This window comes from Piscinibacter gummiphilus (genome assembly GCF_032681285.1).
Taxonomy (GTDB): Bacteria; Pseudomonadota; Gammaproteobacteria; order Burkholderiales; family Burkholderiaceae_C; genus Rhizobacter; species Rhizobacter gummiphilus_A.
On record NZ_CP136336.1, the window covers coordinates 1559297 to 1584093 of the forward strand.

Here is a 24797-nt window from a genome sequence, read left to right on the forward strand (position 1 = left end):
GACGGCAAAAAAAGGAAAAATTCTCGTGGTCGACGACGACCGGCTCGTGCTGGCGACGCTCACCCACGGCCTCGCAGAAGCCGGCTACGAGATCATCGACGCCGACAACGGCGACGACGCCATCCTCCTCGCACGCGAGCACCGGCCCGATCTCGCGCTGCTCGACATCCGCATGGAAGGCAAGAGCGGCTTCGACGTGGCCGCCTACCTGCGCGAGTACTGCCAGATCCCGTTCATGTTCCTCTCGGCCTTCTCCGACGAGCAGACGGTCGCGCAGGTGAAGGCACTCGGTGCGGTGGCCTACCTCGTGAAGCCGCTCGACATCCACCAGATCGTGCCGGCCGTCGAAGCGGCGTTCCACCAGCTGGCCAAGCGCTCGCCCGAAGGCGGCGCGGGGCACAAGCCGAATGCGGATGAAGCCTTGTCGCAGCCCATCGCCATGGCGGTGGGCGTGCTGATGCACCGCTATTCGCTCTCGCGCAGCGCGGCGCTCGAGCGTTTGCAAAAGCTCGCCGCGAGCGAGTCGCGGCCGCTGCAGGTGCAGGCCGAGCGTCTGCTCGATGCGGTCGAGTTGCTTTCCAAGCCTGCGGAAGGCTGAGCCGCAACGACCGCGCGAAAGCGAAGCGCTTCGCAAATCTAGCAACGCCCGCGGATCCGGCTGTGCCGGTCCGCTGGGTGGCGCCCCTTGGGGGCAGGAGCGAAGCGACTGGGGGGCTAACCCCCAATCCAGAACACGAAGCGCGCGCCGCGGTCGACTTCACCTTCGGCCCAGATGTCGCCGCCATGCCGGCGCATGATGCGCCGCACCGAGGCCAACCCGACGCCGGTGCCCTGGAAATCCGTCGCGCTGTGCAGGCGCTGGAACACACCGAAGAGCCGGTCCGCGAAGCGCATGTCGAAGCCCGCGCCGTTGTCGCGCACCGCAAACGCCGGCCGGCCTTCGTGCTCGGTGCGCTCGACCCAGATGCGCGGCTCGCGGCACTTGGCGGTGTATTTCCACGCATTGCCGAGCAGGTTCTCGAGCGCCACGCGCAGCAGCGTGGCGTCGCCCTGCACCTGCAGGCCGGGCTCGACCATCACCACCACCTGCCGCTCGGGCGACTGGCGGCGCAGGTCGTCGACGATGTAGCCGATGAGCTGCGACAGGTTGACCGGCTGGCGCGTGAGCGGGCGTGTCGACAGCTGCGACAGCGCCAGCAGCGCGTCGATCATGCTGTTCATGCGCGCCGCGGCGCCGAGCACGCGGTCGAGGTGGTCGTTGCCGATGCGGTCGAGCAGGCGGCCGTAGTCTTCCTTCAGGATCTTGGTGAAACCCTCGACCACGCGAATCGGCGCGCGCAGGTCGTGAGAGACGGTGTAGCTGAAGGATTCCTGGTCTTGCAGGTCTTGCGCGCTCGGGGTGGCGGGGGGCGCGGTGGCGTCTGCGGGCAGGCTCGCGGTGCCCACATGGCCGGCGTACTGGCCCTCGGCATCGAGCATCGGCACGCCGCGCAGCACCAGGCCGGCGTGGCTGGCGAGCGAGGCCGTCACGCCCTCGAAGGCAGCGTGCGACATCAGGCGCGGGCGCAGGCTGCCGTCGTTCGACTGGAACACGTCCCACAGCAGCGGGCGGTCGTCGAGGGAAGGCCAGTTGGCCGGCTTGGCCGAGGCCGGCGGGCGCAGTTGCGTCACGCGGTGTTGTGGGTCGGTGCGCCACTGCCAGAGGTCGAGCGACTGCACCAGTGCGTGCTCGCGTGCACGGGCGGCCTGCAACTCACGCTCGAGGGCCCGTTGCCGTTGCTGCGCCTTGACCGACCAACCCACGGCCGCCGCGGCAGCCACCAGGGCGAGCAAGGCCAACACGGCGAGCAGCACGGAGGTCATCGCAAAGATTGTAAGGACTGACCTAGCGGCCGGGCTCGGTGTGAACACGAGTCCGTCGTGCGGTTCAAGTCGACTCACGCCTTGCCGAAAACACGTCAATCCCTGAAAAGGCCTTGAAGTCTCCGTTCCCCGACCCATGCCCCCGCTGAATGCTCGTTGGTTGCTGCTGGGCCTGGCCGCGTTTGCCGCCGCGGTCTCGCTCGCCGAAGCGGCGGAGCTTGCGCGCTGGTTCGCGCTGTTTTCGGTGGCGTCGCTGGGCGCGGCCATGCTGTTGCCGCGGGTGCCGGTGGGCTCGGCCGAGGGGTTCGCCGATTCGGTGGTGCGCGACAGCAGCTTTGCGCCGACGACCACGCTGCCCGACATCGAGCCCGGCCGTGACTACTTCCACACTTTGGTGGAAAACATGCCGGCGAGCCTCTACGTCTTCAGCGTCGACGCCGACCGCCGGGTGCTGAACATCAACACCCACGCCGAGCGCGAGTTCGACGTGCGCCGCAGCGACGTGGTGGGCAAGACGCTCAAGGAAGCGCTCGGCCGCCGCGTGGCGGCGCTCGCCGAGCCGGCGATGGCCGAGGCGCTCGCACGCCAGGGCGCCGTCGAGCATTCCTTCGTGTTGACCGACAAGCAGCACGGCGGCCGGCGGGTGGTCGGGGCGCGCTACTTCGCGCTGCGCGATGCGCAGGGCCAGCCCACGCTGCTCATCGCCCTCGCACGCGACGTGACGCAGGCCCGCGAGGCCGAAACCGAGTTGCAGCGCGCGCGTGATGCCGCGGAGCACGCGAGTCAGGCCAAGAGCCAGTTCCTGGCCAGCATGAGCCACGAGATCCGCACGCCGATGAACGGCATCCTGGGCATGACCGAGCTGCTGCTGGGCACGAAGCTCTCGGACAAGCAGCGCCGCTTCGTGCAGTCGGTGTACCGCTCGGGCGAGTCGCTGCTGGAGATCATCAACGACATCCTCGACTTCTCGAAGATCGAGGCCGGCAAGCTGGAACTGGCCGAGATCGACTTTTCGCTGCGCGGCGTGGTCGAGGACACGCTGGAGCTCCTGGCCCCGCGTGCCCACGAGAAAGGCCTGGAGCTGAGCTTCCGCGAGGAACCCGGCCTGCCGCAGGTGGTGCGCGGCGACCCGCTGCGGCTGCGCCAGATCCTCACCAACCTGGTGGCCAATGCCATCAAGTTCACCGAGCACGGCGAGGTGGTCGTCACGCTGGCGGTCGCACCGGGCCAGCCTGCGGGGCGCCTCGTCTTCGGCGTGCACGACACCGGCATCGGCATCGAGGCCGAGGCCATTCCCAAGCTCTTCAACTCCTTCACGCAGGGCAGCGTGGGCATGGCCCGCCGCTATGGCGGCACGGGCCTGGGCCTGTCGATCTCGCGCCAGCTGGTCGAGCTGATGGGTGGCCAGATCGAAGTGCGCAGCCAGCCGGGGCTGGGCTCGCATTTCACCTTCGTGCTGCCGCTGCCCGAGGTGCAGGCCGACCCGGCCACGCTGGGGCAAGACCTGCTCACGATGCCGCGCCTGCGCATCCTGGTGGTCGAAGACAACGAGACCAACCGCATCGTGCTCGACAACATGCTCACCGCCTGGGGCATGGAAGTGGTGCTGGCCGGAGACGGCCGCCACGGGCTCGACATCCTGCAGGGCAAGACCGGCATCGACCCGAATTTCGACCTGGCGCTCGTGGACATGCAGATGCCCCGGCTCGACGGCATGGGCATGGCGCTGGCGCTGCAGGCCTCGGGGCTCCACCCGCACATGAAGATGGTCATGCTCTCGTCGGTGTCTACCCCGGACGATGTGCGGGCCGCGCATCAGGCGGGTTTTCACCGATTCGTGCCCAAGCCCGTGCGTAAAGCCGAACTCCGCCAGGCCATTCTGGGGATTTCTGCCACGATTTCAGACGCCGACCGATTGACGCCGCGTCTTTCCGCACACATCCTTGTGGTGGAAGACAACGTGGTGAACCAGGAAGTGATCGGGCAGATGCTGCGGTCACTCGGGTGCCGGGTGCACTTGAGCTCCGGCGCCTTGGCCGGGCTGCGCGCAATGTGCGAAAAGCAGTTCGACCTGGTGCTGATGGACATCCAGATGCCGGGCATGGACGGCGTGGAGGCGCTCAACTGGTTTCGGCGCGGGACGGCCGGGCGATTCAATTTCCTCACATCAGCGGATACTCCGATCATTGCAGTCACGGCCAATGCCCTGGGTGGCGACGAAGAACGCTTCCTCGGGCTAGGCTTCGATGACTACCTGTCCAAACCCTTTCGCCAGAGCCAACTGCTTGCCATGCTGACTCGACACCTGCGCCCCGCGGCACCTGCTGGATCCAGCGACGGTGGCATGCCTGCTCCGTCAGCCTCAACCAGTGCGGCGGCGAGCGAGGGCGGCGTGCTTGACGCCGGAGCCCTGGAGCGCCTGCGCGAACTCGACCCGAGCGGTGAAAACCACCTGATGGAGCGGGTGGTCAGCGCCTTCGAAAGCTCGGTCGGCCGCCTGATGCCGCAGCTCGAAGACGCGCTCAATGGCAACGAGCTCGGGGGTATTCGGCACGTGGCCCACACGCTAAAGTCGTCTTCCGCCAGCATCGGAGCGATGAAGCTTTCCAGAATGTGCTCGGACCTCGAAACCAGGGCCCGCAACGAACAATCCGACGGCATGGCCGAACGCATCGCGCAGCTGCAGGCGGAGGTCGAGATCGTCCGCGTGGCGCTGAAAAGCGTGCTGGGTGCCTGAGCCCATGACGACACTGCCCAGCTCCGCCCTGGCCGATGACGACATGCTCGTCCAGCCCAAGGTGCTGCTGGTCGACGACGACGAAGTCAATCTTCTGCTCACCGCCATCGCCCTGCGCGAGCGCGGCTTCTCCATCACCGAGGCCACGAGCGGCGAGCGTGCCATCCAGCTCTTGGCCGACTGGCTGCCCGACGTGGTGGTGCTCGATGCCCTGATGCCCGGGCTCGACGGCTTCCAGACCTGCGCCGAGTTGCGCAACCTGCCGGGCTTCGAATCGCTGCCGGTGCTGATGCTCACCGGCCTCGACGACGACGCCTCCATCACCCGCGCCTACGAGGCGGGCGCCACCGACTTCTTCGTCAAATCCACCCAGTGGAGCCTGCTCGCAGGCCGCCTGCGCTATTTGCTGCGCTCCTCGCGCACGCGGCTGGAGCTGGAGCGATCCAAGGCCAAGCTGGCCCGCGCCCAGGACCTGGCCCGCATGGGCAGCTTCGACTGGCGCGTGGGGCAGGGCAGCCCGGTGTTCTCGATCGAGGGCCTGCGCGTCTTCGGCATGGGTCCGGGTGACCAGGTGAGCATGCGCGGCTTGCTGCGCATGATCCCGAACGAAAACCGCGAAGGCTTCATGCTCGTGCTGCACGACGTCTTCCGTCACAGCTCGGTGCTGGCCACCGACCTGCCGGTGGTGCTGCCCGACGGGCGCCAGCAGCGCATCATCCACATCGAAGCAGAGCCTGAGTTCAACGAGCACGGCAACCTGTCGGGCTACACCGGCATCGTGCAGGACGTGACCGACCGGCGCATGGCCGAAGACAAGATCCGGCACCTGGCGAACTTCGACGCGCTCACCGGCCTGCCCAATCGCCGCCAGCTGATCTGGCGCGCCGAACGGGCGCTGGAGCACGCACGCCGCCTCAACCACCCCGTCGCGCTGCTGCTGATTGACCTTGACCGCTTCAAGGTCATCAACGACACCCTGGGCCACGGCGCGGGCGACGAGCTGCTGATGGAAGTCTCGCGCCGGCTGCGCTCGTGCGTGCGCCACTCCGACCAGGTGATGGAAACCTCGGTCGAGTCGATGGGTTCACGCTCGCACCGTTCGCTCGAAGCCGTGGGACGCCTGGGTGGCGATGAATTCGTGGCGCTTTTGCCCGAGGTGTCTGACGAGGCCGACGCCGAGCGTGTGGCCGACCGCATCCTCGACGTGATGCGCGAGCCCATCTTCGTGGGCGGCCAGGAGTGTTTCGTCACCGCCTCGGTGGGGATTGCGATGTTCCCGCGCGATGGCGCGACGGTCGCCGACCTCATGCGCAACTCCGACGTGGCGATGTACTCGGTCAAGGCGCAGGGCCGCAACGCCGCGCTGCTCTATCGCCCGGCGCTGGCCGGCAAGGGCCGCGAGAAGCTGGAGCTGGAGAGCGCGCTGCACAAGGCCATCGAGCGCAACGAGCTGGTGCTGCACTACCAGCCCAAGGTCGACGTTCGCGGCGCCAAGATGGTGGGCGTGGAAGCGCTGATGCGCTGGCAGCGCGGCAGCATGCTGGTGCCGCCGGGCGACTTCATCCCGCTGGCTGAAGAAACCGGCCTCATCATTCCGCTCAGCGAATGGGCAATCCGCGAGGCAGCACGCCAGGCGCGGCTGTGGCAAGACAGCTTCGGCTTCGCCGACTCCATCGCGGTCAACCTGCCCAACCGCTTGTTCGAGCGCACCGACCTCGTGGAACACATCCACCAGGCCGTCACCAGCTACGGCGTGCCGCACCACGCGATCGAACTCGAGATCACCGAGACGGGCCTGATGAAGGACCTGCAGAACGTGATCCCGTCGTTGCACCGGCTCAACGAGATCGGCGTCGAGATCTCGATCGACGATTTCGGCACCGGCTACTCGTCGCTTGCGTACCTCACCACATTGCCGATCAGCGAGCTGAAGATCGACCGCTCCTTCGTGCGCGATCTCGGCATGACGCCGCAAAGCTCGGCCGTGGTCACCGCCATCATCGCGCTGGCCCGCTCGCTCGGCCTGCGCGTGATTGCCGAGGGCGTGGAAAACATGCGCCAGATGGAAGTGCTGCACCGCCTCGGCTGCGTGGTGATGCAGGGCTTCCTTTTCAGCAAGGCCCAGCCGCCCGACGTGCTGGAGCAGTGGCTCGAGCAGACCGTGCTGCCGCGCAAGGCGCCGTGGATCGTCAACGCCGACGAATCCACCGCGGCCGAGTCGCTGCGGGCGGCGATCGAGGCACGTTCGCGCTTCGGCACGCCGCAGGGCGGCAACGTCTGAGCTTTCTCTTTCCCGTTTGATGGACATGACCAATCCGCCGCGCGCCGAGGCCGTGCCGGCCGCGCTCGCCAAAGCGGCGCTGCGCCGGCTGGTGATGGACAAGCAGGAGCCCACGCCCGAGAACTACGCGCGTGCCTACCACCAGGAAGCTGGCACCACGCCGCCCGCCGGGCCGCCGGCCGCGGGCACCGTGGGCGAGAAGGAAGAGTCGGCCGCGCAGGCCGATGCGCTCGCCAAGCTCATCGAGCGGGTGGTGCGCGGTGTGCAGCGCGGCGGCCGCCAGTGGACCACCGCCCGCAAGAAAGACAGCCTGCAGCGTGTGCTCTCCAGCTCGCGCAGCGACGTCAACCGCCTGCAGCAGCGCCTGAACCAGCTGATCAACGGCTGGGAGAGCGACACCATCGATGGTGCCGTCGACCCCGAAGCGGCGGCGATGGAGGTCGAACAGCCGTGGTCTGACCCGACGCAGCCCGCGCCGCTGGTGGAGCTGCCAAGCGGTGCACCGGCCGCGGCGTCCGACAGCACGCCCATCTGGCACGACGTGATGCAGGCCCTGAGTGGCACCTTGCAGCAGGCGCTGCCGGCGCCCCCCGCGCCGAGCGCAGAGCTGTCGGATGAACTCGCCGCCCTCGTGCGGCGCATCCGCGAGCGTGGCCCGACCGTCGGGCAGAGCGACGAGCTCGACCAGCTCTGCAAGCGCGCCACGCGCGCCCTGGCCCACCGTCAGCACCTGATCGAGCAGCTCGGCACCTTGTGCGGCGAGCTCACCGCGAGCCTCGTCGAGCTGGCCGAAGACCAGAGCTGGGCCCAAGGCCAGAGCGAAGCCATGCGCGACGAGATCGGCCAGGGCCTCACCTCGCGCAGCGTGAAGTCGGTGAGCGAGCTGCTGCACCACACGCGCGAGCACCAGAAGCAGCTGCGCATAGAGCGGACCAAGGCGCAAGACCAGCTCAAGCAGCTCATCACCCGCATGCTGGCCGAGCTGGGTGAACTCGGCTCGCAGACCGGCCGCTTCCACGAGAACATCGGCCGCTATGCCGACGTGATCGAGCGCGCCGACTCGCTGGAAAGCCTGGCCGGCGTGGTGCGCGAGATGGTGGAGGAAAGCCGCACCGTGCAGTCGCTGGTGAAGGTCGCGCAAGGCAAGCTGCAATACGAACACGAGCGGGCCACCGATCTTTCGGAGCGTGTGGTCGAGCTCGAGACCGAGCTGCGCCGCCTGTCGGAAGAAGTGTCGACCGACCAGCTCACCAAGATCGCCAACCGGCGCGGCCTCTTGCAGGCGTTCGACGCCGAGCGTGCGCGCCAGGGCCGCGATGGCTCCACGCTGTCGATCGGCCTGCTCGACATCGACAACTTCAAGAAGCTCAATGACGAACTCGGCCACAACGCGGGTGACGTGGCGCTCAAGTCGCTCGCCGAGGTGGTGAGCAAGACCCTGCGCCCCACCGACATGGTGGCCCGCTACGGCGGCGAGGAGTTCGTGGTGCTGCTGCCCAACACGCCGGTGAACGAAGGCGAGCAGATCCTGACGCGTTTGCAGCGTTCCTTGTCCGGTGGGCTCTTCATGCACGAAGACAAGCGCATCTTCGTCACCTTCTCGGCGGGCGTGACGGCCTATCGGCCGGGCGAGCGCATCGAGGTGGCGCTCGAGCGCGCCGACGAGGCCTTGTACGAGGCCAAGCGCACCGGCAAGAACCGCACCTGCATCAACTAGAGGGCTTTGGCAGCCACGGCATGATCGAGTCTCCGACCCGAAGGAGAACATCATGCGTGCTGTCCTGATTCCGCTTGCGGGCCTTGCGGTCCTCGCAGGCTGCGCGACCAACCCGCTCGACGCGCAGTGGGCCGACCCGCAGCTCACCGCCAATGCGCCGTTGAAAGGCGCCCGCGTGCTCGTGGTCTGCGAAGCGCAGGACGAGGTGCTGCGCCGCATCTGCCAGGACAGCGTGGGGGCCGAGCTGACCAAAGTCGGCGTGTCGCCCGTGGCGGCGCCCGACGTGGGGGCCAGCACCTCGGCACCCGGTGGGCCCGCGCCCTATGTGAGCGCGGCGCGGGCGGCCAATGCGAAGGCAGTGCTCGTGACCTCGATCGCGCCGGGCGCAAGCGTCGCGCGGTCCGGCTTCACGGTCGGGCTGGGCGTGGGTGGTTTCGGCGGCGGCGTGGGGGGCGGGGTCGGCGTCTCGGCCCCGATCGGCGGCACGCGGGTGGCCACCAGCTACGCCGCCAACGCCTCGCTCACGGATGTGGCGAGCGGCCGGCTCATGTGGACGGCCCGCGCCAGCGAGCCTGCTTCGGAGGTCACGAGCGCCCAGGTGGCGAACTTGGCGAAGAAGGTGGTGGAGGGGGCGGGCCAGTCGAAGTTGTACTGAACTGACTGGCGGAAGCGGTGAGATTCGAACTCACGGATGGGTTCCCCCATCGCTGGTTTTCAAGACCAGTGCCTTAAACCGCTCGGCCACGCTTCCCGAAAGAAGACCGCGATTGTAGTCAGCCAGGCTTCTGTGCCTGCTCGCACTCGACCTGAATCACCTCGCGCGTGTCGCCATCGAGCCGCACCGCGGTGAGTTGTCCGCCCCACACGCAGCCGGTGTCGAGCGCCAGCAGGTCGGGCCGGTTGACGAGGCCGAGCGTGGACCAATGGCCGAAGGCGATGGGCACGCCCTCGGTCTGGCGGCCTGGGGCGTCGAACCAGGGGTAGAGCCCGGGCGGGGCATCGGCCGAGCCGTCCTTGGTGTCGAAGTCGAGCGTGCCGTCGGCTTCGACGAAGCGGATGCGCGTGAGCGTGTTGACGGCGAAGCGCAAGCGGTCGTCGCCCTGCAGTGCGTCGTCCCAGCGGGCGGGCCGGTTGCCGTACATGACCTGCAGGAAGTCGTGCAGGTCTTGTGACCGCAGGCGGGCCTCGACTTCGCCGGCAAGCTGCAGCGTGGTGGCAAGGCTCCACTGCGGCACGACGCCGGCGTGCACCATCAGCCAGCCGCGGGCGTGCGCCGCCATGCGTTGCTGGCGCAACCAGGTGACGAGGGCGTCGCGGTCGGGGGCGGCCAGCAGGTCGTCGAGCGTGTCCTGGCGGCCGGTGCGCCGCACGCCGTGTGCCACCGCGAGGAAGTGGAGGTCATGATTTCCTAGCAGGCAGGTGGCCGAGGGGCCCAAGGCCTGCAGTCGGCGCAGCGTCTGCAGGGAGGCTGGCCCCCGGTTGACGAGATCGCCCAGCACATAGGCGTGGTCGCGGGAGGGGGTGAAGCCGACTTCGGCGAGCAGCCGGTCGAGGGCGTCGCAGCAGCCTTGCAGGTCGCCAATCAGGTAGTCCATGTCGGCATTTTCGCCGGGGAGAAGAACGACTCTGCTACGCTTTGCCGCTTGTTCAACAGCCGCGTTCCGGGTGAGGCCCGGTGCATGGACATCGCGCTACTCGTCTTCCTGATCCTTCTCAACGGGTTGTTTGCCATGTCGGAAATGGCGCTCACTGCCAGCCGGCGGGCGCGCTTGCAGGTGATGGTGGAAACCGGCGACAAGGGCGCCCAGGTGGCGATGGACCTCCACGAGAACCCGACGAAATTCCTGTCGACCGTGCAGATCGGCATCACCTCCATCGGCGTGCTGAACGGCATCGTGGGCGAGGGGGCGTTCTCCGAGCCGCTGGGCCGCTGGCTGACCGAAAGCTTCAGCGTGAGCCCGCGCGCGGCCGGCTTGTCGGCCACGGCGCTGGTGGTGGTCATCATCACCTTCCTCACCATCATCTTCGGCGAGCTCGTGCCCAAGCGCCTGGGGCAGATGTACCCCGAGGCCGTGGCGCGGCTGGTGGCCTACCCGATGGAGTGGCTCTCGCTGATCGCGCGGCCGTTCGTGAAGGTGCTGTCGTGGTGCACCGAGGCCACGCTGCGCCTGCTGGGCATTCGAGGGGGGCCTGCCCGCTCCGTCACGGAAGAAGAGATCGCGGCCCAGCTCGAAGAGGGGCTGGATGCCGGCGTGATCGAAGCGCAGGAGCACCAGATGGTGCGCAACGTGTTCCGCCTCGACGACCGCACCGTCGGCTCGATGATGATCCCGCGCACCGACATCGCCTGGCTCGACGCCACCGCCTCGGCCGACGAGGTGCGCCGCGCCATCGAGACGCAGGAACACTCGCGCTACCCGGTATGCCGCGGCGGGCTGACCGACGTGCTGGGCGTGGTGTCGGCGCAGACGCTCCTTCAGCAGCAGTTGCTCGGCCAGCCGCTGACGCTCACCGACAAGCTGCAGCCGCCCGTCTTCGTGCCCGAGACGCTGACCGGCATGGAGCTCCTGGAGCAGTTCCGCGTGTCGAGCGCGCAGCTGGTGTTCGTCGTCGACGAATACGGCGAGGTGCAGGGCGTGATCACCGTGCGCGACGTGCTGGAGGCCATCACCGGCGAGTTCACCACCCCCGCGGCCGACAATGCCTGGGCGGTGAGGCGCCATGACGGCAGCTGGCTCTTCGACGGTCTGATCCCCGTGCCCGAGCTGAAAGACCGGCTCGACCTGAAAGAGCTGCCGGAAGAAGACCGTGGCCGCTACAACACCCTGGCCGGCATGGTGATGCTGCTCCTGGGCCGCCTGCCGCAGACGGCCGATGCGGTGGAATGGGAGGGCTGGCGCTTCGAGGTGGTCGACCTCGATGGCAAACGGGTCGACAAGGTGCTGGCCACCGCACTGCAGGCCAGCGACGTGTCGGCCTGAAGCTGGTGGCCGACGCTTGCAGCATTGCCCGGCATGAAGAACCCGCAATCGCCTTACGCGACGCCGCCGCTCGACGAGCTGCTGCGCCAGGCTGAAGACGCCGCCGGGCGCGACGAGCACGCCCGCGGCATCGAGCTGGCGCTGCGGGCCGAGGCGCTTGCGCGCGAAGCGCACGACAAGGTCAGCCTCACCCGCGCGCTGCGCCTCCTGGTGATGTTCAACAGCCGCGAAGGCCTGGCCGAGCAGGCCATCGCGGCGGGCCAGGCGGTGCTGCCCATGCTGCGCGAGGCCGGCGACGACGCTGCGCGCGCCGACGTGCTGTGCGACATGGCCATGGCCTTCCTCGACCTCGGCCTCAACCAGGAAGCGCTCGACCATGTGAGCGAAAGCGTGGAGGCAGCGCGAGCCTGTGGCGACGCCCGGCTGCTGTGCCTCGCCTACAACCGCATCGGCCTCGCCAAGGCGCACCTGGGGCGCTTCGAGGAGGCCGAGCGCTTCCTTGCCGAATCGCTCGCGATGGCGCGCGAGATGGGCAGCGAGGAGGAAACCTACCGCGCGCTCACCAACCTCGGCGTGGTGGCCTCCGATGCGTTCGATGCCTGCGAGTCGCGCGCCGACGTCGCCGGCGCCCGCGAGGCCATCGACCGCGCCAAGCGCCATGGCGAAGAGGCGCTGATCCTCGCGCGCACCTCGGGCAACGCCTATCGAGAGGCGCTGACGCTGTCCAACCTCGGCCGCTACCTCGGCGTGAGCGGGCAGGACAAGGCGGCGTTCGTGCTGCTCGACCGCGCCCGCGCGCTGGCGCTGGAGCACGGCCACCGTTCGCTGGGCCTGGCCTGCGAGGGCAACCGGGCCGAGCTGCTGGTGCGGCTGGGGCGGCATGACGACGCCATCGCCATCCTCAACGAAGCGCTGGGTGGCGCGCAGGAGCTGTACGCCAACTCGATGGTGCAGGACATGCACCGCCACCTCTACCTCGCACACAAGGCGCGGGGCGACTTCGCCGAAGCGCTGGCGCACCACGAGCGCTACCACGCGCTCACGCGCGAGCAGCTCGAGCAGCGCAACGACGCGCAGTCGCGCCTCATGATGAACCGGCTCGAGCTCGACCAAGCCCGCTTCGGCGCCGAGCGCTCGCGCATGGAGGCCGAGTTGCAGCGCGTGCGCGCCGAGCAGATGGCCGCCGAAGCCGAACGCCTGCAGGCGCAGACCCGCGAGCTTCGCCGCTACGTGCTGGCCGACCCGCTCACCGGCCTCGGCAACCGGCGCCAGGTCGAGCGCGAGCTGCCCCGCCTGTTGCAGCACAGCGCCCGCACCGGCGAGCCGATCGCCGCCGCGATGCTCGACCTCGACCACTTCAAGCGCGTGAACGACCAACACGGCCACGCGGTCGGCGACGCGGTGCTCACGGCCACTGCCGATCTTTTCCGTGCCCGCGTGCGCGGTGGCGACCTCATCGCCCGCATGGGCGGCGAGGAGTTCCTCATCGTATTCGCCCACGCCTCTGCCGCCTGGGCCCGCGAGGCCTGCGAGCGGCTGCGCCAGGCGGTGCAAGACCACGACTGGGCCGGGGTGTCACCGGGTCTTGCAGTCACCGTCAGCATCGGCCTGTGCGTGCGCGCAGCGCCGGTCGAAGCGACCCAGCTCATCGAGCAGGCCGATGCGGCCTTGTACGAGGCCAAGAAGGGCGGCCGCAACCGGGTCGTGGTGGCCGACTCCTACGACCCCGGCGCGCCGCAGCAGAGGCTTCTTTGAACGACGGGAATGCGGTCGGCGTGAATTGAGCCGCATCCAGCCCGTTACTTGGTGTCAAGCCGGCGCCGATTGGGACGAAAAATCGGGTTCAGCCTGGAGAGCCCCACATGTCCGCCCACACCGCCGCCGAAATGAACGCCATCACCTTCCGCGAAGGGCTGCTGGCGCCCGAGCCCATGCCGCGCTTCGTCGCCTTGCATGCGCTGGAAGAGGAGATCGAGCACTCGCAGGGCAGCGATGCCGCTCTGGCGAGCGCCGCAGCCCGTTTCGTCGAGCGCGGCATCCCGTACTACAACGTGCAGGACCCGCACTACCAGGCGTGGGTCAGCAAGGCCGTGTCGTACTGGGAAAAGCTGCACGGCGGCGCGGCGCGCGCCAGCTGAGGCGCAGGCTCAGCGCCGTGAGGTCACGGCGCTGCGCAGCGGCAGCGTGACCAGCACGCCCGCCGCGATGCCGACACTGTCGGCCAGAAGATCCGCCCACTCGCAGCTGCGCCCTGGCACGAAGGCCTGCACCACCTCGATGCCCGCGCCGAAGGCGAGCAGGCCCACGATGACGAGCCACACGCCGCGCCCGGGCCGCGGGAACGCCAGGCAGGCGGTGAAGGTCAGCGCGAGAAACGCCAGCGAGTGATTCGCCTTGTCCCACCACGCAGTCGCCAGTTGTGGCGGTGTGGGGGTGAACGCGAGATAGCACACCACGCCCACCAGCAGCGCAAGCAGCAGCTGCCAGCCACGGTTCGCCTGGAGGATGCGGGTCAGGGCCCGAAGGCGAAGGGGAGCAAGTGAACTCATGGGCCAGAAACCAGAAAGCCAACGGCCGCTGGCGCGGGACGTTGGCTTCAGGGAAAAGATGGTGCCGGTGAAGAGAGTCGAACTCCCGACCTTCGCATTACGAATGCGCTGCTCTACCAACTGAGCTACACCGGCGTGAAGCGCGCGATTATAGCGGGCTCTCGTGCCATCATCGGGCCGTGTGCGCACAAGAGGGCCGCCCGATGGAGCCGAGCGACAAACATCACGCCTACTGGCGAGCCAACCTGCGGGTCACCGGCCTGCTGGTGTTCGTGTGGTTCTTCGTGACCTTCGTGATCGGCTGGTTCGCGCGCGACCTCGACTTCAACTTCTTCGGCTGGCCGTTCAGCTTCTGGGTAGCGGCGCAGGGCGCGCTCGTCGTCTACGTGCTGATCATCGGCTTCTACGCCTGGTACATGGGCCGGCTCGACCGCCGGCACGGCGTGGCTGACGAGGAGTAGCCACGACGAGTGGCCTGCCTCAGGCGTAGGTGATCCAGGACTGGTGCTCGGCGCTGTCGAGGTGCGGCAGCGTGTTGTAGGTCACCAGCGAATGCCGCTTCGGCGTGAAGGTGAGTTCGCTGACCGAGCTGTTGCGGATGCGCAGGTTGATTTCGATCATCGCGTTCAGCGGCGCACCCAGTGTGTGGGCGACGATGGTCGAGATCGGCCCGCCGCTCGACACCACCAGCACGTTCTTGCCGTAGTGCGTGGCGCGCACGTGGTCGAGCGCGCTCGTGATGCCGCTCACGAAATCGGCATGGCTGATCATGCCCTCGGGCTTGGTCTTGCCCTCGATCCACGCCGCCAGGCCTTCGCGCAACAGGCGGAAGTGCTCGCGCACCAGTTCGGGGGTGGTGGGGCGCTCCAGGGGCTCCGGGTGGATCGCCTGCACCACCGCTTTGCTGTCGTACTCGTTGAGGCCAGGCCAGGAGAGCGGGTCGATGGGCGTCTGCAGGCCCTCGGCGATGCAGGCGAGCGACTGCTTCTGCCGCTCCAGCGTGCCGACCAGCGCCGCATCGAACTTGACGCCCTTGTTCCGGAAGTACTCCCCCAGCCGCACGCACTGGCGCATGCCGAGGTCGCTCAGCTGGTCGTAGTTGTCGGCGCCGAATGAGGCCTGGCCGTGGCGAACGAGGTAGACGGTCCCCATGTTCAGGCGCTCGCGCCTTCGTTGTGGTACGACGTGATGCGCTCGACCTCGTTCTTCGAGCCCAGCACCACGCTCACGCGCTCGTGCAGCTTGCCCGGCTCGATGTCGAGGATGCGCTGCTTGCAGTTCGTGGCCGCCCCACCCGCCTGTTCCACCAGGAAGCCCATCGGGTTCGCTTCGTACATCAGGCGCAGCTTGCCCGGCTTCTCGGGCTCGCGCTGGTCCCACGGGTACATGAAGACGCCACCGCGGGTGAGGATGCGGTGCACGTCGGCCACCATGCTGGCGATCCAGCGCATGTTGAAGTCCTTGCCACGCGGGCCGGTCTTGCCGGCCAGGCATTCGTCGATGTAGCGCTTCATGGGCGGCGCCCAGTGGCGCATGTTGCTCATGTTGATCGCGAATTCCTTGGTGTCTTCCGGGATCTTCACGTCTTCGGCGGTCAGCACCCACGAGCCCTGCTCGCGGTCGAGCGTGAACATCGCCACGCCATCGCCCACGGTGAGCACGAGCGTGGTCTGCGGGCCGTACACGCAGTAGCCGGCGGCGACCTGCTGCTTGCCGGCCTGCAGGAAATCTTTCTCGCTCACGCCTTCATGGTCGCCGGGCTTCTTGAGCACCGAGAAGATGGTGCCGATGCTCACGTTGACGTCGATGTTCGACGAGCCGTCGAGCGGATCGAACAGCAGCAGGTATTCGCCCTGCGGGTAGCGGTTGGGCACCACGTAGATGCCTTCCATCTCTTCGCTGGCCATCGCGGCGAGCGCGCCGCCCCATTCGTTGGCCTCGATCAGCACCTCGTTGGCGATGATGTCGAGCTTCTTCTGCACCTCGCCCTGCACGTTCTCGCTCGTGGCCGAGCCGAGCACGTCGCCAAGCGCGCCCTTGTTGACGCTGATGCTGATGCGCTTGCAGGCGCGGGCCACGACCTCGAGCAGCAGGCGCAGCTCGCCCGGAATGTGGCCGTGCTGGCGCTGCTGCTCGACGAGGTATTGCGTGAGGCTGACTCGCTTCTGGCTCATGGTGTCGTGGTTTCCTGTTGAAGGGCGCGATTGACGATCTCGGCGACGTCGCTCGACAGATCGGGTTTGGCGGCCACGCGGCGCAGCGCTTCGGCGGCGGCCGAGCGGTAGGGCTCGGCCAGCTGCGTCCAGCGGTCCATCACGCGCGCGAGGCGGGCGGCGAGCTGCGGGTTGATGCTGTCGAGTTCCAGGATGCGCTCGGCCCAGAACACGTAGCCCGCCGCATCGGCGCGGTGGAAGGCGGCCGGGTTGTTCATGCACAGCGCGGCGATCAGGCTGCGGGCGCGATTCGGGTTCTTGAGCGAGAAATCGGGGTGCTTGAGCAGGATCTTGGCGCGCTCGAACACGCGGCCATCCTTCTCCGGCGCCGTGACTTGCAGCGCGAACCACTTGTCGATGACGAGGGCCTCGTCCTTGAACAGGGTGTGGAAGCGCTGCAGCGCCAGCTCGGCCAGCTCCGAGTGCGCGTGCACGAGGGCGACGAGGGAACCGAGGCGGTCGGTCATGTTGCCGGCGTCCTTGAAGCGCTCGTAGGCGCGGCCCGGCCACACGGCGTCGTGGCGGGCCACCGCATCGCGGCACAGCATCGCGAGCGACAGGTTGGCGAGCGCACGGCGGCCCGAGGAGACCGGGTCGGGCGAGTAGCCACCCTTGACCTGGTGCGCCTCGTAGGCCCACTCCCAATCGGCGCGCAAGGCCTGCGCCAGTTGCAGCAGCATGCCTTCGCGCACGGCATGGATGCGCTGCGGGTCGACGGTCGTCAACTGCTCGGCCACATAGCCTTCGCTCGGCAGCGTGAGCGCCAGGTCCTTGAAGGCGGCGTCGAGCCCGGGGTGGCGCAGCACCGAGCGCATGGCCTCGATGAAGGCGTCGTCGAGCTGCGCCGGGCCGGTGCCGTTCACGCCGGCCAGCAGGCGATTGAGCGCGAGGCGCTGGCCGGCTTCCCAGCGATTGAAGGCGTCGGAGTCGTGCTGAAGCAGCGTCAGCAGGTCGGCGTCCGCCAGATGGTCGTTGAGCACCACGGGCGCCGAGAACCCGCGCAGCAGCGAAGGCACCGGCTCCTGGTCGACGTTGACGAAGGTGAAGAAGCTGCGTGCTTCGTTGAGGACCAGCACGCGCTCGGTGCCGACCGGGGCGGCTTCGCCTTCCAGTTGCAGCGGCAGCGCGCTGCCGTCGCGGCCCACGAGGCCCATTGCGAGCGGGATCACATAGGCCTGCTTCACCGGCTGTCTGGGCGAGGGCAGGGCGGTTTGCTCGATGCCGAGGGTGTAGGTGCGGGTCGGTGCGTCGTAGCGGCCCCGTGCGGTGACCCGCGGCGTGCCGGCCTGGCTGTACCAGCGCTTGAACTGCGGCAGGAGCGTGGCGAGCGGGCTGTCGGGGTTGGCATCGGCGATGGCCTGGGCGAAGTCGTCGCAGGTCACGGCCTGGCCGTCGTGGCGCTCGAAGTATTTCGTGATGCCACGGGCGAAGCCGTCACGGCCCACCAGGGTCTGCATCATGCGCACCACCTCCGAGCCCTTCTCGTAGACAGTGGCGGTGTAGAAGTTGTTGATCTCGACGTAGCTGTCGGGCCGCACGGGGTGGGCCATGCTGCCGGCGTCTTCTGGGAACTGCACCTGGCGCAGCGTGCGCACGTCCTCGATGCGCTTCACCGCGCGCGCGGTGGGCGTGCCGGCCATGTCCATGCTGAACTCCTGGTCGCGGAAGACCGTGAGGCCCTCCTTCAGGCTCAGCTGGAACCAGTCGCGGCAGGTGATCCGGTTGCCGGTCCAGTTGTGGAAGTACTCGTGGCCGACCACGCTCTCGATGCCGGCGTAGTCCACATCGGTAGCAGTCGCCGGGTTGGCCAGAACGTACTTCGTGTTGAAGATGTTCAGGCCCTTGTTCTCCATCGCGCCCATGTTGAAGTCGCCCACGGCGACGATCATGAAGCGCTCCAGATCCAGGGGCAGGCCGAAGCGGGCTTCGTCCCACACGACAGACGCGATCAGCGAGTTCATCGCGTGCTCGGTCTTCTCGAGATCGCCGCGGCGCACGTGCACTTGCAGCAGGTGCTCCTTGCCCGAGCGCGTGCGGATCAGCTGCTCGCGTGTAACGAGGTCGGCCGCGACCAGCGCGAAGAGGTAGCTCGGCTTCGGGAACGGGTCGTGCCACTTCGCGTAGTGCCGCGGGCCATACACGCCGGCCATCATCTCGCCCTGCTCGACGAGGTTGCCGTTGGAGAGCAGCACGGGGTACTGCTTCTTCGCGGCGCGCAGCGTCACCGTGTAGACCGCCATCACGTCCGGCCGGTCGAGGAAATAGGTGATGCGGCGGAAGCCCTCCGCCTCGCATTGTGTGAAGAACCCGCCACCCGAGGTGTAGAGGCCCGAGAGCTGCGTGTTCTTCTCCGGGCAGCAGGTGTTGCGGATCTCCAGCGTGAAGGGCGCGTCGGGCAGCGAGTCGATCACCAGCATGCCGTCTTCGTGCCGGAACGACACCGACTCGTTGTTGACGAGCACCCGCGTGAGCGTGATGTCTTCGCCGTGCAGGCGCAGCGGCTGCGGCGGCAGGGCCGCGTTGCGCTCGACCTGCATGCGGTTGATGACCATCGTCTTGACCGGGTCGAGGTCGAAGGTCAGGTCGACCGTGCGGATCCAGTACGCGGGTGGCGCGTAGTCTTCGCGGCGGATCAGGGGGGCGGTGCCTTCACGCATTCGGTGGTCTCCGTTGTTCTGTCAAACGCCTTGCGTCACACGCCCTGTTTCAGGCTCGCTTCGATGAACGCGTCGAGGTCACCGTCCAGCACCTTCTGGGTGTTGGAGATCTCGACGTTGGTGCGCAGGTCCTTGATGCGGCTCTGGTCGAGCACGTAAGAGCGGATCTGGTGGCCCCAGCCCACGTCGGTCTTGGTGTCTTCGAGCTTCTGCTGCTCTTCCTGGCGCTTGCGCATCTCGTGGTCGTACAGGCGCGAGCGCAGGCGCTTCCACGCCACGTCGCGGTTGCTGTGCTGGCTGCGGCCGTCCTGGCACTGCACCACGATGCCGGTCGGGATGTGCGTGAGCCGCACCGCCGAGTCGGTCTTGTTGATGTGCTGGCCGCCGGCGCCGCTGGCGCGGAAGGTGTCGGTGCGCACGTCGGACGGGTTGATCTCGATCTCGATCGAGTCGTCGATCTCGGGGTAGACGAAGAGCGACGCGAAGCTCGTGTGCCGGCCGCCGGCCGAGTCGAACGGGCTCTTGCGCACCAGGCGGTGCACGCCGGTCTCGGTGCGCAGCAGGCCGAAGGCGTAGTCGCCCTCCACCTTGATGGTGGCGCTCTTGATGCCGGCGATGTCGCCCGGCGTCTCGTCTTCCATCGTCGTCTTGAAACCCTTGCGCTCGCAGTACTTCAAGTACTGGCGCAGCAGCATGCTCGCCCAGTCGCAGGCCTCGGTGCCGCCGGCGCCGGCCTGGATGTCGATGAAGCAGTTGCTCGGGTCGGCCGGGTTGTTGAACATCCGGCGGAATTCAAGCTGCTTGACGGTCTCTTCGAGCTTGGCCGTCTCGGCTTCGATGGCCTGAAGCGAGCCTTCGTCGCCCTCGGCCTTGGCCATGTCGTACAGCTCGGTGTTGTCGGCCAGGTTGGTGGTGAGGTGGTTGATCGTCTCGACCACCTGCTCCAGCGTGCGCTTCTCGCGCCCCAGCTCCTGCGCGCGCTTGGGGTCGTCCCAGACCTTGGGGTTCTCCAGTGCGGCGTTGACTTCGTTCAGTCGCAGTGCTTTGCGATCGTAGTCAAAGATACCCCCGAAGGTCGACCGTGCGGCGGCTCAGGTCGGCCAGGGAGTTGCCAATGGCATTGATGTGTTCGACGTCCATGATTCGGGCCTTATTTTCTGAAGCCCGCAATTGTGTCACGCCAGGAAATGCTTACCCTGCGAGGAAGGCCTCCAGATGTCGGGCCAATGCCTCGGGCTGGTCGTGGTGAAGCATGTGGCCGGCGGGGGAGAGCACGGCCTTGGTGACGGGTGAGGGCACCACTTTCAGCCGCTCGTGGAACTCGTCCTTCGTGTAGCGGCCGTTCCACCATTTGCCGGCGTCCGTCTGGTCGCCTTCCACCCACAGCAGCGGGGCGCTGATCTGCGCCCAGCAGGCCACGACCTCGTCGCGCTGATACAGCAGCGGGTTGCTGCGCTTGTGCGCCGGGTCGCCGAGGATCTGCCAGAGGCCATTCTCATCCTGCTTCGACCAGTGGCCGGCCAGCCAGTGCGCGCGGTCGCTGCGCAGCAGCGGGTTGGTCTTCTGCAGCCGGGCCGCGACGGCCGCCTGGCTGGCGTAGGGGCGGATCTCGACCGGCTGCTTCAGCTCGTCTAGCCAGGCCGCGTAGCGCTTGGGCGCCATCTTGGGCACGGTGGCCGGCATGCCGAAGCCTTCAAGGTTGACCAGCCGGCGGATGCGCGCGGGGCGCACGCCGCCATAGAGCATGACCACGTTGCCACCCATGCTGTGGCCCACGAGGTCGATCTGCTCCAGCCCGGGGAAGGGCTTGAGCACCGCGTCGACGATGCCGTCGAGGTCGCCCAGGTAGTCGGCGAACCAGTAGCTGTCTTCGTTCGGTGTCTCGGTGAGGCCGAAGCCGCGCCAGTCGGCGGCCACGATGTAGCGGTCGTCCGAGAGCGCGTCGACCACGAACTGGAACGAGGCGCCCACGTCCATCCAGCCATGCATCATCACCAGTGGCGGGCGCTCGGGGCTGACGGTCTTGGGGTCGCCCCAGTGGCGCAGGTGGTACTTCAGGCCCCGGATGGGGAGGAACTCGCTGCGGCTCGCACGCCGCGCCACATAGGCGGTATCGGTCATGCGGTTCATCTTAGGCCGCGGCCCTGGTGGGCGCTGTCGAAGCCGTGACAGACACGGCCGCGGAGGCTTTTCAGGACTTTTCAGGCCGGCTTCAAGACGCCGTGCCCGCCACGGCCGACAGTGCGGGCATCTCACCCAAGCCCCAGAGGTTGCGATGTTCAACACCCAGTACGAGCGCCCGGCCGTGGTGCTGCTGTCGGCCATGTGGGGCCTGGCGGCGGTGCTTGCGATCGCGGCCTTCACCGTTTCGGCCTTCGCCGCCACCGAGGCCTTGCCTGTGGCGCCGACCTTGCACATCGTGCGCCTGGCCCATGCCGAAAGTGTGGAAAGCGTCACAAGACCCTCTATGCTTCGGGAGCCGCGGCACGCCATCAGCAAACACAAGCTCGACTGACTGCGGCAGGGAGGCTCCTTGTTGCCGCAACACGCGACCCGGGGTTTGAACATCGGTGTGACGGGGCATCGCTTGAACCGCATTTCGCAACGCCAGCTCGACCGGCTCACGCCGCAGGTGCAGCCCTTGCTCGCGCATGTCGCGCAAAAGGCGCGGGCCTCGGGTGCCGCCTCGCTGACGCTGGTGTGCGGTCTGGCCGAAGGCGCCGACCGGCACGTGGCGCGGCTGGCGCTCGACGAAGGCTACGGTCTGCATGCGGTGTTGCCCTTCGACCGGGACCTGTACGCGCGTGACTTCCCCGCGGCGGCGTCCCGTCGTGAATTCGACGCCTTGCTGCGCAGCGCCGAGCATGTCACCGAGTTGCCCGGCCGGCCGGGGTTCAACGCGCAGGCGTATCACCGCGCAGCGCAGGCCCTGCTCGACCGTTCCGACCTGCTGATTGCCTTGTGGGACGGCCGCCCCGCCCAGGGCCGCGGCGGCACCGCCGAGGTGGTGAACGGGGCCTGCGCGCGCCGCATGCCCGTCGTCCACGTGTCGACACGGGAGCACGCCGCGCCGATGCTGATCTGGCAACGCCAAGGCCGCCCTGCGCGCGGGCGCAATGCGTATGACGCCGCGCCGTCCCGTCGCTGCGGGCCGGTGCAGGTGGCCGCGGCGGTGTCTCACGTCATGAGAGCGCCGTGAGCCTCAAGCTCGTATCGCCCGCCGAACCGGCAACGCCAGGCGCTGCCGAGCCAACGAGCGAGTACCGCTATTGGGCTTTCCTTAGCTACAGCCACCACGACAAGGCGATCGCGAAGCGGCTGCAGAAGCAGCTCGAGACCTACCGTGTGCCCAAGCGCTTGGTCGGGCGCGAGACCTCGCACGGTGTTGTGCCACCGCGTGTGTCGCCGGTGTTCCGTGACCGCGATGAGTTGCACGCGGGCAGCGACCTCAAGGCGAGCGTGCATGAGGCCTTGTCGCACAGCCGCTGGTTGATCGTTGTCTGCACTCCCGACTCGGCGCGTTCGCCCTGGGTCAACCGGGAAATCGTCGAGTTCAAGAAGCTGCACGGCGAGCGGCGTGTGCTCGCGCTGATTGCGCGCGGCGAACCGTTTACAAGCGACATGGCCGGGCGGGAGGCGGAGGAGTGTTTTCCACCGGCGCTGCGGCGGGCGTTGACGGACGAAGGCAAGGCCGAGGGTGAGCCGCTGGAGCCGATTGCGGCGGACATGCGCAAGCACGGGGATGGCCCGCATCGATCGATGCTGAAGCTGCTGGCCGGCATGCTGGGCGTGCCGTTCGACGACCTGGTGCGGCGGGACCTGCAGCGCCGTGTGCGTTGGCTCTCGGTTCTGGCTGCGTCTTCGGCCCTGGGCGTTGTCGTGTTCGCCTGCCTCGCAGTGGTTGCCGTGCAGGCGCGCAACGAGGCGCAGTATCAGCGCCAGCAGGCCGAGGGCTTGATCGAGTTCATGCTGGGCGATTTGCGCAAGAAGCTTGAGCCCGTGGGCCGTCTCGAAGTGCTTGACTCGGTCGGCGAGAAGACCCTTGGGTATTACGGCGGACAGGACGCCGCTGCATTGGACGCAAACGCACTTGGGCACAGGTCGAGGGCGATGCACCTCATCGGTGAGATCCGGGACCTGCGTGGGCAGCCGGCGGAGGCACAGAGGGCCTTTGAGCAAGCCGCAGAGACAACCGCGTTGCTGCTGAACAAGGCCCCTAACGACGGGCAACGCATCTTCGATCACGCGCAGAGCGTCTACTGGGTGGGTTACGCAGCGTGGAAGCGCGCGGACGGACGCAATGCTGAAGCGCGATTTCTAGAGTATCTGGGGCTTGCGCAGCGGTTGACGCAGATCGATCCGGCCAATCCGGCGTGGCTGGCGGAGGGCGCGCATGCCCGGATCAATCTGGGCGTGGTCCAGCTCGGGATGGGGCGCGCCAACGCAGCGGTGACAACATTCCAAGAGGCCGGCGAACTCTTTGGCGCACTCCTGCCGCGCAGACCCGAACTCGGGCTGGACTTGGCCAACAGCCATGGTTGGTTGGCGAAGTCATACGCCGCTCAGGGGGCACACGACAAGGCACTCGAGTGGCTTCGCCGGCGGATCGATGTGCTGCGCGCGGTGCCCGACTCCGGCCGGAGCAGGACGGTTCAACGCGAGATCATGCTCGCGCATCTCGAAATTGCGCATCAGGAGCTGTCGCTCGGTCGCCTGTCCCAATCCGCTGCCAACGTGGCCTTGGCGGTTGGCATGGCGGATGAGTTGGTGAAGACCGATGCCGACAACTTCAGCTGGCAGCTCGATGCCTGTGTCGCCAAGCTGCATCAAGTGGAGATTGCACTCCTTCAGCGTCAGCTGGACCAAGCGGTGCGCGAGTCCCCCACGATCAGTGGCTGCATCGAAAAGGTTGGAGCAGGTGACTCCACAGGCGTTTGGGACACTGTGCTACTCAAGGCGAGAGCGTTTACTGTTCTGCTAGCCCTGCCTGAAGACCGGCGCCGCGCGGAGTCTGCTGCTCGTCTGCGTGAGTTCCTGGCCACGTCCGCCGTGACCGTGCAGAAAGACATGTTGGATCGGGCCAGTTTGGACGCCGGCTTGGCCGCCGCCTACATTGCGCTTGGCGATCACGACTTGAAGGTCTCGGGCAGCGACGCACGTGCCTCTTGGAACGCAGCGGTCCGGCTGTTGGAGCCTCACGCTGCTACCGGCGACGGTTTCGTGCTCACGACTTTGGCCCAAGCCAGATTGAGGCTGAACGATGCGGAAGGTGCGCGCCGGTTGGTCGCACGCATCGAGCCCACGATTTATCGTCACCCCGCCTTTGCCGAACTTCTCAATCAACTGCACGCCGCGCGGGGGACGGGCGGCTTGTCAGTACCACTCGGAGCTAAGAAATGATCAGGAACAAGTACTCGAACAAATCGGTTGTCGTGCGCGTCATTGCGTTCAGAAAGAAGGAGGGCTCGCCGGTGGAGGTCAAGGTCACGCCGGATGTGCTGGACATGGAGTTGTTCGACAAGGGGCCAAAGGTCATCACGTGGAAACTCGACACCGTTGGCTTCCGCTTTGCGCCCGAGGGCGCAATCGAGATCACGTCACCCGGTGCGGAGAAAGTGTTCGGGCGGCCGGTCGTCTCCAAGGAAGGCCGGGTTGTCAAGGTGACCAATGAGAACAACGATGGTCGCGCCTATGCCTACAACGTCCGCGTTCTCGATGAAGAGACTCAAGAGGTGACGGTCCTCGATCCGTCCATCGGCAACCGTCGGCCGTACTGAAAAAGAGAAGCGCGAGGGGCTG

Annotated in this window: 21 protein-coding genes and 2 tRNA genes; 13 read left to right on the forward strand and 10 right to left on the reverse strand. The window is 67.5% G+C overall.

From position 1 onward, the window contains the following. Positions 1–25 precede the first annotated feature (25 nt). Positions 26–598, forward strand: coding sequence for a response regulator (locus RXV79_RS07480; protein WP_316702773.1), 573 nt, complete (start codon positions 26–28; stop codon positions 596–598). A 116-nt stretch (positions 599–714) separates the two neighbouring features. On the opposite strand, the gene RXV79_RS07485 is transcribed toward RXV79_RS07480, so the two are convergent. Continuing rightward, positions 715–1863: a sensor histidine kinase gene (locus tag RXV79_RS07485; RefSeq protein WP_316702774.1), complete on the reverse strand. Its 1149-nt coding sequence runs from the start codon at positions 1861–1863 to the stop codon at positions 715–717. Positions 1864–1999: 136 nt separating this feature from the next. On the opposite strand from RXV79_RS07485, the gene RXV79_RS07490 reads away from it, so the two are divergent. Genes RXV79_RS07490 through RXV79_RS07505 form a run of 4 tightly spaced genes read left to right on the forward strand, consistent with a single transcriptional unit; the run spans position 2000 to position 9253 of the window. Further along, positions 2000–4600: a PAS domain-containing hybrid sensor histidine kinase/response regulator gene (locus tag RXV79_RS07490; protein WP_316702775.1), complete on the forward strand. Its 2601-nt coding sequence runs from the start codon at positions 2000–2002 to the stop codon at positions 4598–4600. A 4-nt stretch (positions 4601–4604) separates the two neighbouring features. Next, positions 4605–6881 carry a putative bifunctional diguanylate cyclase/phosphodiesterase gene (locus RXV79_RS07495; protein ID WP_316702776.1) on the forward strand — a complete coding sequence of 759 codons (2277 nt, stop codon included), beginning with the start codon at positions 4605–4607 and terminating at the stop codon, positions 6879–6881. 25 nt (positions 6882–6906) lie between these two features. After that, entirely contained in the window at positions 6907–8598 is a 1692-nt protein-coding gene (locus tag RXV79_RS07500) for a sensor domain-containing diguanylate cyclase (RefSeq protein WP_316702777.1), read from the forward strand. Between the two features lie 52 nt (positions 8599–8650). After that, positions 8651–9253, forward strand: a complete 603-nt coding sequence (locus RXV79_RS07505; RefSeq protein WP_316702778.1) for a hypothetical protein — start codon at positions 8651–8653, stop codon at positions 9251–9253. A 6-nt stretch (positions 9254–9259) separates the two neighbouring features. Here the strand turns inward: RXV79_RS07505 and RXV79_RS07510 are convergent. Next, positions 9260–9349, reverse strand: a tRNA-Ser gene (locus RXV79_RS07510). Positions 9350–9371: 22 nt separating this feature from the next. Beyond that, a complete protein-coding gene (locus tag RXV79_RS07515) occupies positions 9372–10193 on the reverse strand; it encodes a symmetrical bis(5'-nucleosyl)-tetraphosphatase (RefSeq protein ID WP_316702779.1) in 822 nt (273 codons plus the stop codon). A gap of 84 nt (positions 10194–10277) precedes the next feature. Between RXV79_RS07515 and RXV79_RS07520 the strand changes: the two genes are divergently transcribed. The 3 genes from RXV79_RS07520 to RXV79_RS07530 all read left to right on the forward strand — a co-directional run bounded on the left by RXV79_RS07520 (position 10278) and on the right by RXV79_RS07530 (position 13717). After that, complete coding sequence (locus RXV79_RS07520) at positions 10278–11579, forward strand: hemolysin family protein (protein WP_316702780.1); 1302 nt, start codon at positions 10278–10280, stop codon at positions 11577–11579. Positions 11580–11612: 33 nt separating this feature from the next. Then, on the forward strand, positions 11613–13334 hold the full coding sequence (locus RXV79_RS07525; RefSeq protein ID WP_316702781.1) for a tetratricopeptide repeat-containing diguanylate cyclase: 1722 nt from the start codon (positions 11613–11615) through the stop codon (positions 13332–13334). Positions 13335–13441: 107 nt separating this feature from the next. Beyond that, positions 13442–13717, forward strand: coding sequence for a hypothetical protein (locus tag RXV79_RS07530; protein WP_316702782.1), 276 nt, complete (start codon positions 13442–13444; stop codon positions 13715–13717). A 9-nt stretch (positions 13718–13726) separates the two neighbouring features. Here RXV79_RS07530 and RXV79_RS07535 read toward each other — a convergent pair whose 3' ends face one another. Both RXV79_RS07535 and RXV79_RS07540 read right to left on the reverse strand, forming a co-directional pair. Next, positions 13727–14128 carry a VanZ family protein gene (locus tag RXV79_RS07535; RefSeq protein ID WP_316702783.1) on the reverse strand — a complete coding sequence of 134 codons (402 nt, stop codon included), beginning with the start codon at positions 14126–14128 and terminating at the stop codon, positions 13727–13729. 59 nt (positions 14129–14187) lie between these two features. Further along, positions 14188–14263 (reverse strand) — tRNA-Thr (locus RXV79_RS07540). A 44-nt stretch (positions 14264–14307) separates the two neighbouring features. Between RXV79_RS07540 and RXV79_RS07545 the strand changes: the two genes are divergently transcribed. After that, a complete protein-coding gene (locus tag RXV79_RS07545) occupies positions 14308–14589 on the forward strand; it encodes a DUF4212 domain-containing protein (protein ID WP_316702785.1) in 282 nt (93 codons plus the stop codon). A gap of 19 nt (positions 14590–14608) precedes the next feature. Here the strand turns inward: RXV79_RS07545 and RXV79_RS07550 are convergent, their stop codons facing one another. The 5 genes from RXV79_RS07550 to RXV79_RS07570 all read right to left on the reverse strand — a co-directional run bounded on the left by RXV79_RS07550 (position 14609) and on the right by RXV79_RS07570 (position 21119). After that, the gene (locus RXV79_RS07550) at positions 14609–15280 is read right to left on the reverse strand and encodes a histidine phosphatase family protein (protein WP_316702786.1); all 672 of its coding nucleotides are present in this window, start codon (positions 15278–15280) and stop codon (positions 14609–14611) included. Between the two features lie 2 nt (positions 15281–15282). Further along, positions 15283–16302, reverse strand: a complete 1020-nt coding sequence (locus RXV79_RS07555; RefSeq protein WP_316702787.1) for a class 1 fructose-bisphosphatase — start codon at positions 16300–16302, stop codon at positions 15283–15285. Beyond that, complete coding sequence (gene pepN, locus RXV79_RS07560) at positions 16299–18998, reverse strand: aminopeptidase N (protein ID WP_316702788.1); 2700 nt, start codon at positions 18996–18998, stop codon at positions 16299–16301. Before pepN ends, RXV79_RS07555 begins: the two co-directional genes overlap by 4 nt. A 35-nt stretch (positions 18999–19033) precedes the next feature. After that, a protein-coding gene (prfB, locus tag RXV79_RS07565; protein WP_316702789.1) for a peptide chain release factor 2 occupies positions 19034–20138 on the reverse strand; the annotation gives its coding sequence in 2 pieces (ribosomal slippage) (positions 19034–20056 and positions 20058–20138; 1104 coding nt in all). Positions 20139–20189: 51 nt separating this feature from the next. Then, positions 20190–21119 (reverse strand): alpha/beta fold hydrolase, encoded by a 930-nt coding sequence (locus RXV79_RS07570; RefSeq protein ID WP_316702790.1) that lies wholly within the window; start codon positions 21117–21119, stop codon positions 20190–20192. A gap of 154 nt (positions 21120–21273) precedes the next feature. Between RXV79_RS07570 and RXV79_RS07575 the strand changes: the two genes are divergently transcribed. From RXV79_RS07575 to RXV79_RS07590, 4 genes are all read left to right on the forward strand, one after another. Beyond that, the gene (locus RXV79_RS07575; protein WP_316702792.1) at positions 21274–21513 is read left to right on the forward strand and encodes a hypothetical protein; all 240 of its coding nucleotides are present in this window, start codon (positions 21274–21276) and stop codon (positions 21511–21513) included. Between the two features lie 72 nt (positions 21514–21585). Beyond that, on the forward strand, positions 21586–22197 hold the full coding sequence (locus tag RXV79_RS07580) for a hypothetical protein (protein WP_316702793.1): 612 nt from the start codon (positions 21586–21588) through the stop codon (positions 22195–22197). Further along, the gene (locus tag RXV79_RS07585) at positions 22194–24398 is read left to right on the forward strand and encodes a toll/interleukin-1 receptor domain-containing protein (RefSeq protein ID WP_316702794.1); all 2205 of its coding nucleotides are present in this window, start codon (positions 22194–22196) and stop codon (positions 24396–24398) included. The genes RXV79_RS07580 and RXV79_RS07585 overlap by 4 nt, the downstream gene beginning before the upstream one ends. Next, positions 24395–24775, forward strand: a complete 381-nt coding sequence (locus tag RXV79_RS07590; RefSeq protein ID WP_316702795.1) for a hypothetical protein — start codon at positions 24395–24397, stop codon at positions 24773–24775. The genes RXV79_RS07585 and RXV79_RS07590 overlap by 4 nt, the downstream gene beginning before the upstream one ends. Positions 24776–24797 lie beyond the last annotated feature (22 nt).

Bases quoted from the DNA above. Each gene is read 5' to 3' on its own strand.
- RXV79_RS07485 (WP_316702774.1), bottom strand. From the start codon at position 1,863: ATGACCTCCGTGCTGCTCGCCGTGTTGGCCTTGCTCGCCCTGGTGGCT.
- RXV79_RS07490 (WP_316702775.1), top strand. From the start codon at position 2,000: ATGCCCCCGCTGAATGCTCGTTGGTTGCTGCTGGGCCTGGCCGCGTTT.
- RXV79_RS07495 (WP_316702776.1), top strand. From the start codon at position 4,605: ATGACGACACTGCCCAGCTCCGCCCTGGCCGATGACGACATGCTCGTC.
- RXV79_RS07500 (WP_316702777.1), top strand. From the start codon at position 6,907: ATGACCAATCCGCCGCGCGCCGAGGCCGTGCCGGCCGCGCTCGCCAAA.
- RXV79_RS07505 (WP_316702778.1), top strand. From the start codon at position 8,651: ATGCGTGCTGTCCTGATTCCGCTTGCGGGCCTTGCGGTCCTCGCAGGC.
- RXV79_RS07515 (WP_316702779.1), bottom strand. From the start codon at position 10,193: ATGGACTACCTGATTGGCGACCTGCAAGGCTGCTGCGACGCCCTCGAC.
- RXV79_RS07520 (WP_316702780.1), top strand. From the start codon at position 10,278: ATGGACATCGCGCTACTCGTCTTCCTGATCCTTCTCAACGGGTTGTTT.
- RXV79_RS07525 (WP_316702781.1), top strand. From the start codon at position 11,613: ATGAAGAACCCGCAATCGCCTTACGCGACGCCGCCGCTCGACGAGCTG.
- RXV79_RS07530 (WP_316702782.1), top strand. From the start codon at position 13,442: ATGTCCGCCCACACCGCCGCCGAAATGAACGCCATCACCTTCCGCGAA.
- RXV79_RS07535 (WP_316702783.1), bottom strand. From the start codon at position 14,128: ATGAGTTCACTTGCTCCCCTTCGCCTTCGGGCCCTGACCCGCATCCTC.
- RXV79_RS07550 (WP_316702786.1), bottom strand. From the start codon at position 15,280: ATGGGGACCGTCTACCTCGTTCGCCACGGCCAGGCCTCATTCGGCGCC.
- RXV79_RS07555 (WP_316702787.1), bottom strand. From the start codon at position 16,302: ATGAGCCAGAAGCGAGTCAGCCTCACGCAATACCTCGTCGAGCAGCAG.
- pepN (WP_316702788.1), bottom strand. From the start codon at position 18,998: ATGCGTGAAGGCACCGCCCCCCTGATCCGCCGCGAAGACTACGCGCCA.
- RXV79_RS07570 (WP_316702790.1), bottom strand. From the start codon at position 21,119: ATGACCGATACCGCCTATGTGGCGCGGCGTGCGAGCCGCAGCGAGTTC.
- RXV79_RS07575 (WP_316702792.1), top strand. From the start codon at position 21,274: ATGTTCAACACCCAGTACGAGCGCCCGGCCGTGGTGCTGCTGTCGGCC.
- RXV79_RS07590 (WP_316702795.1), top strand. From the start codon at position 24,395: ATGATCAGGAACAAGTACTCGAACAAATCGGTTGTCGTGCGCGTCATT.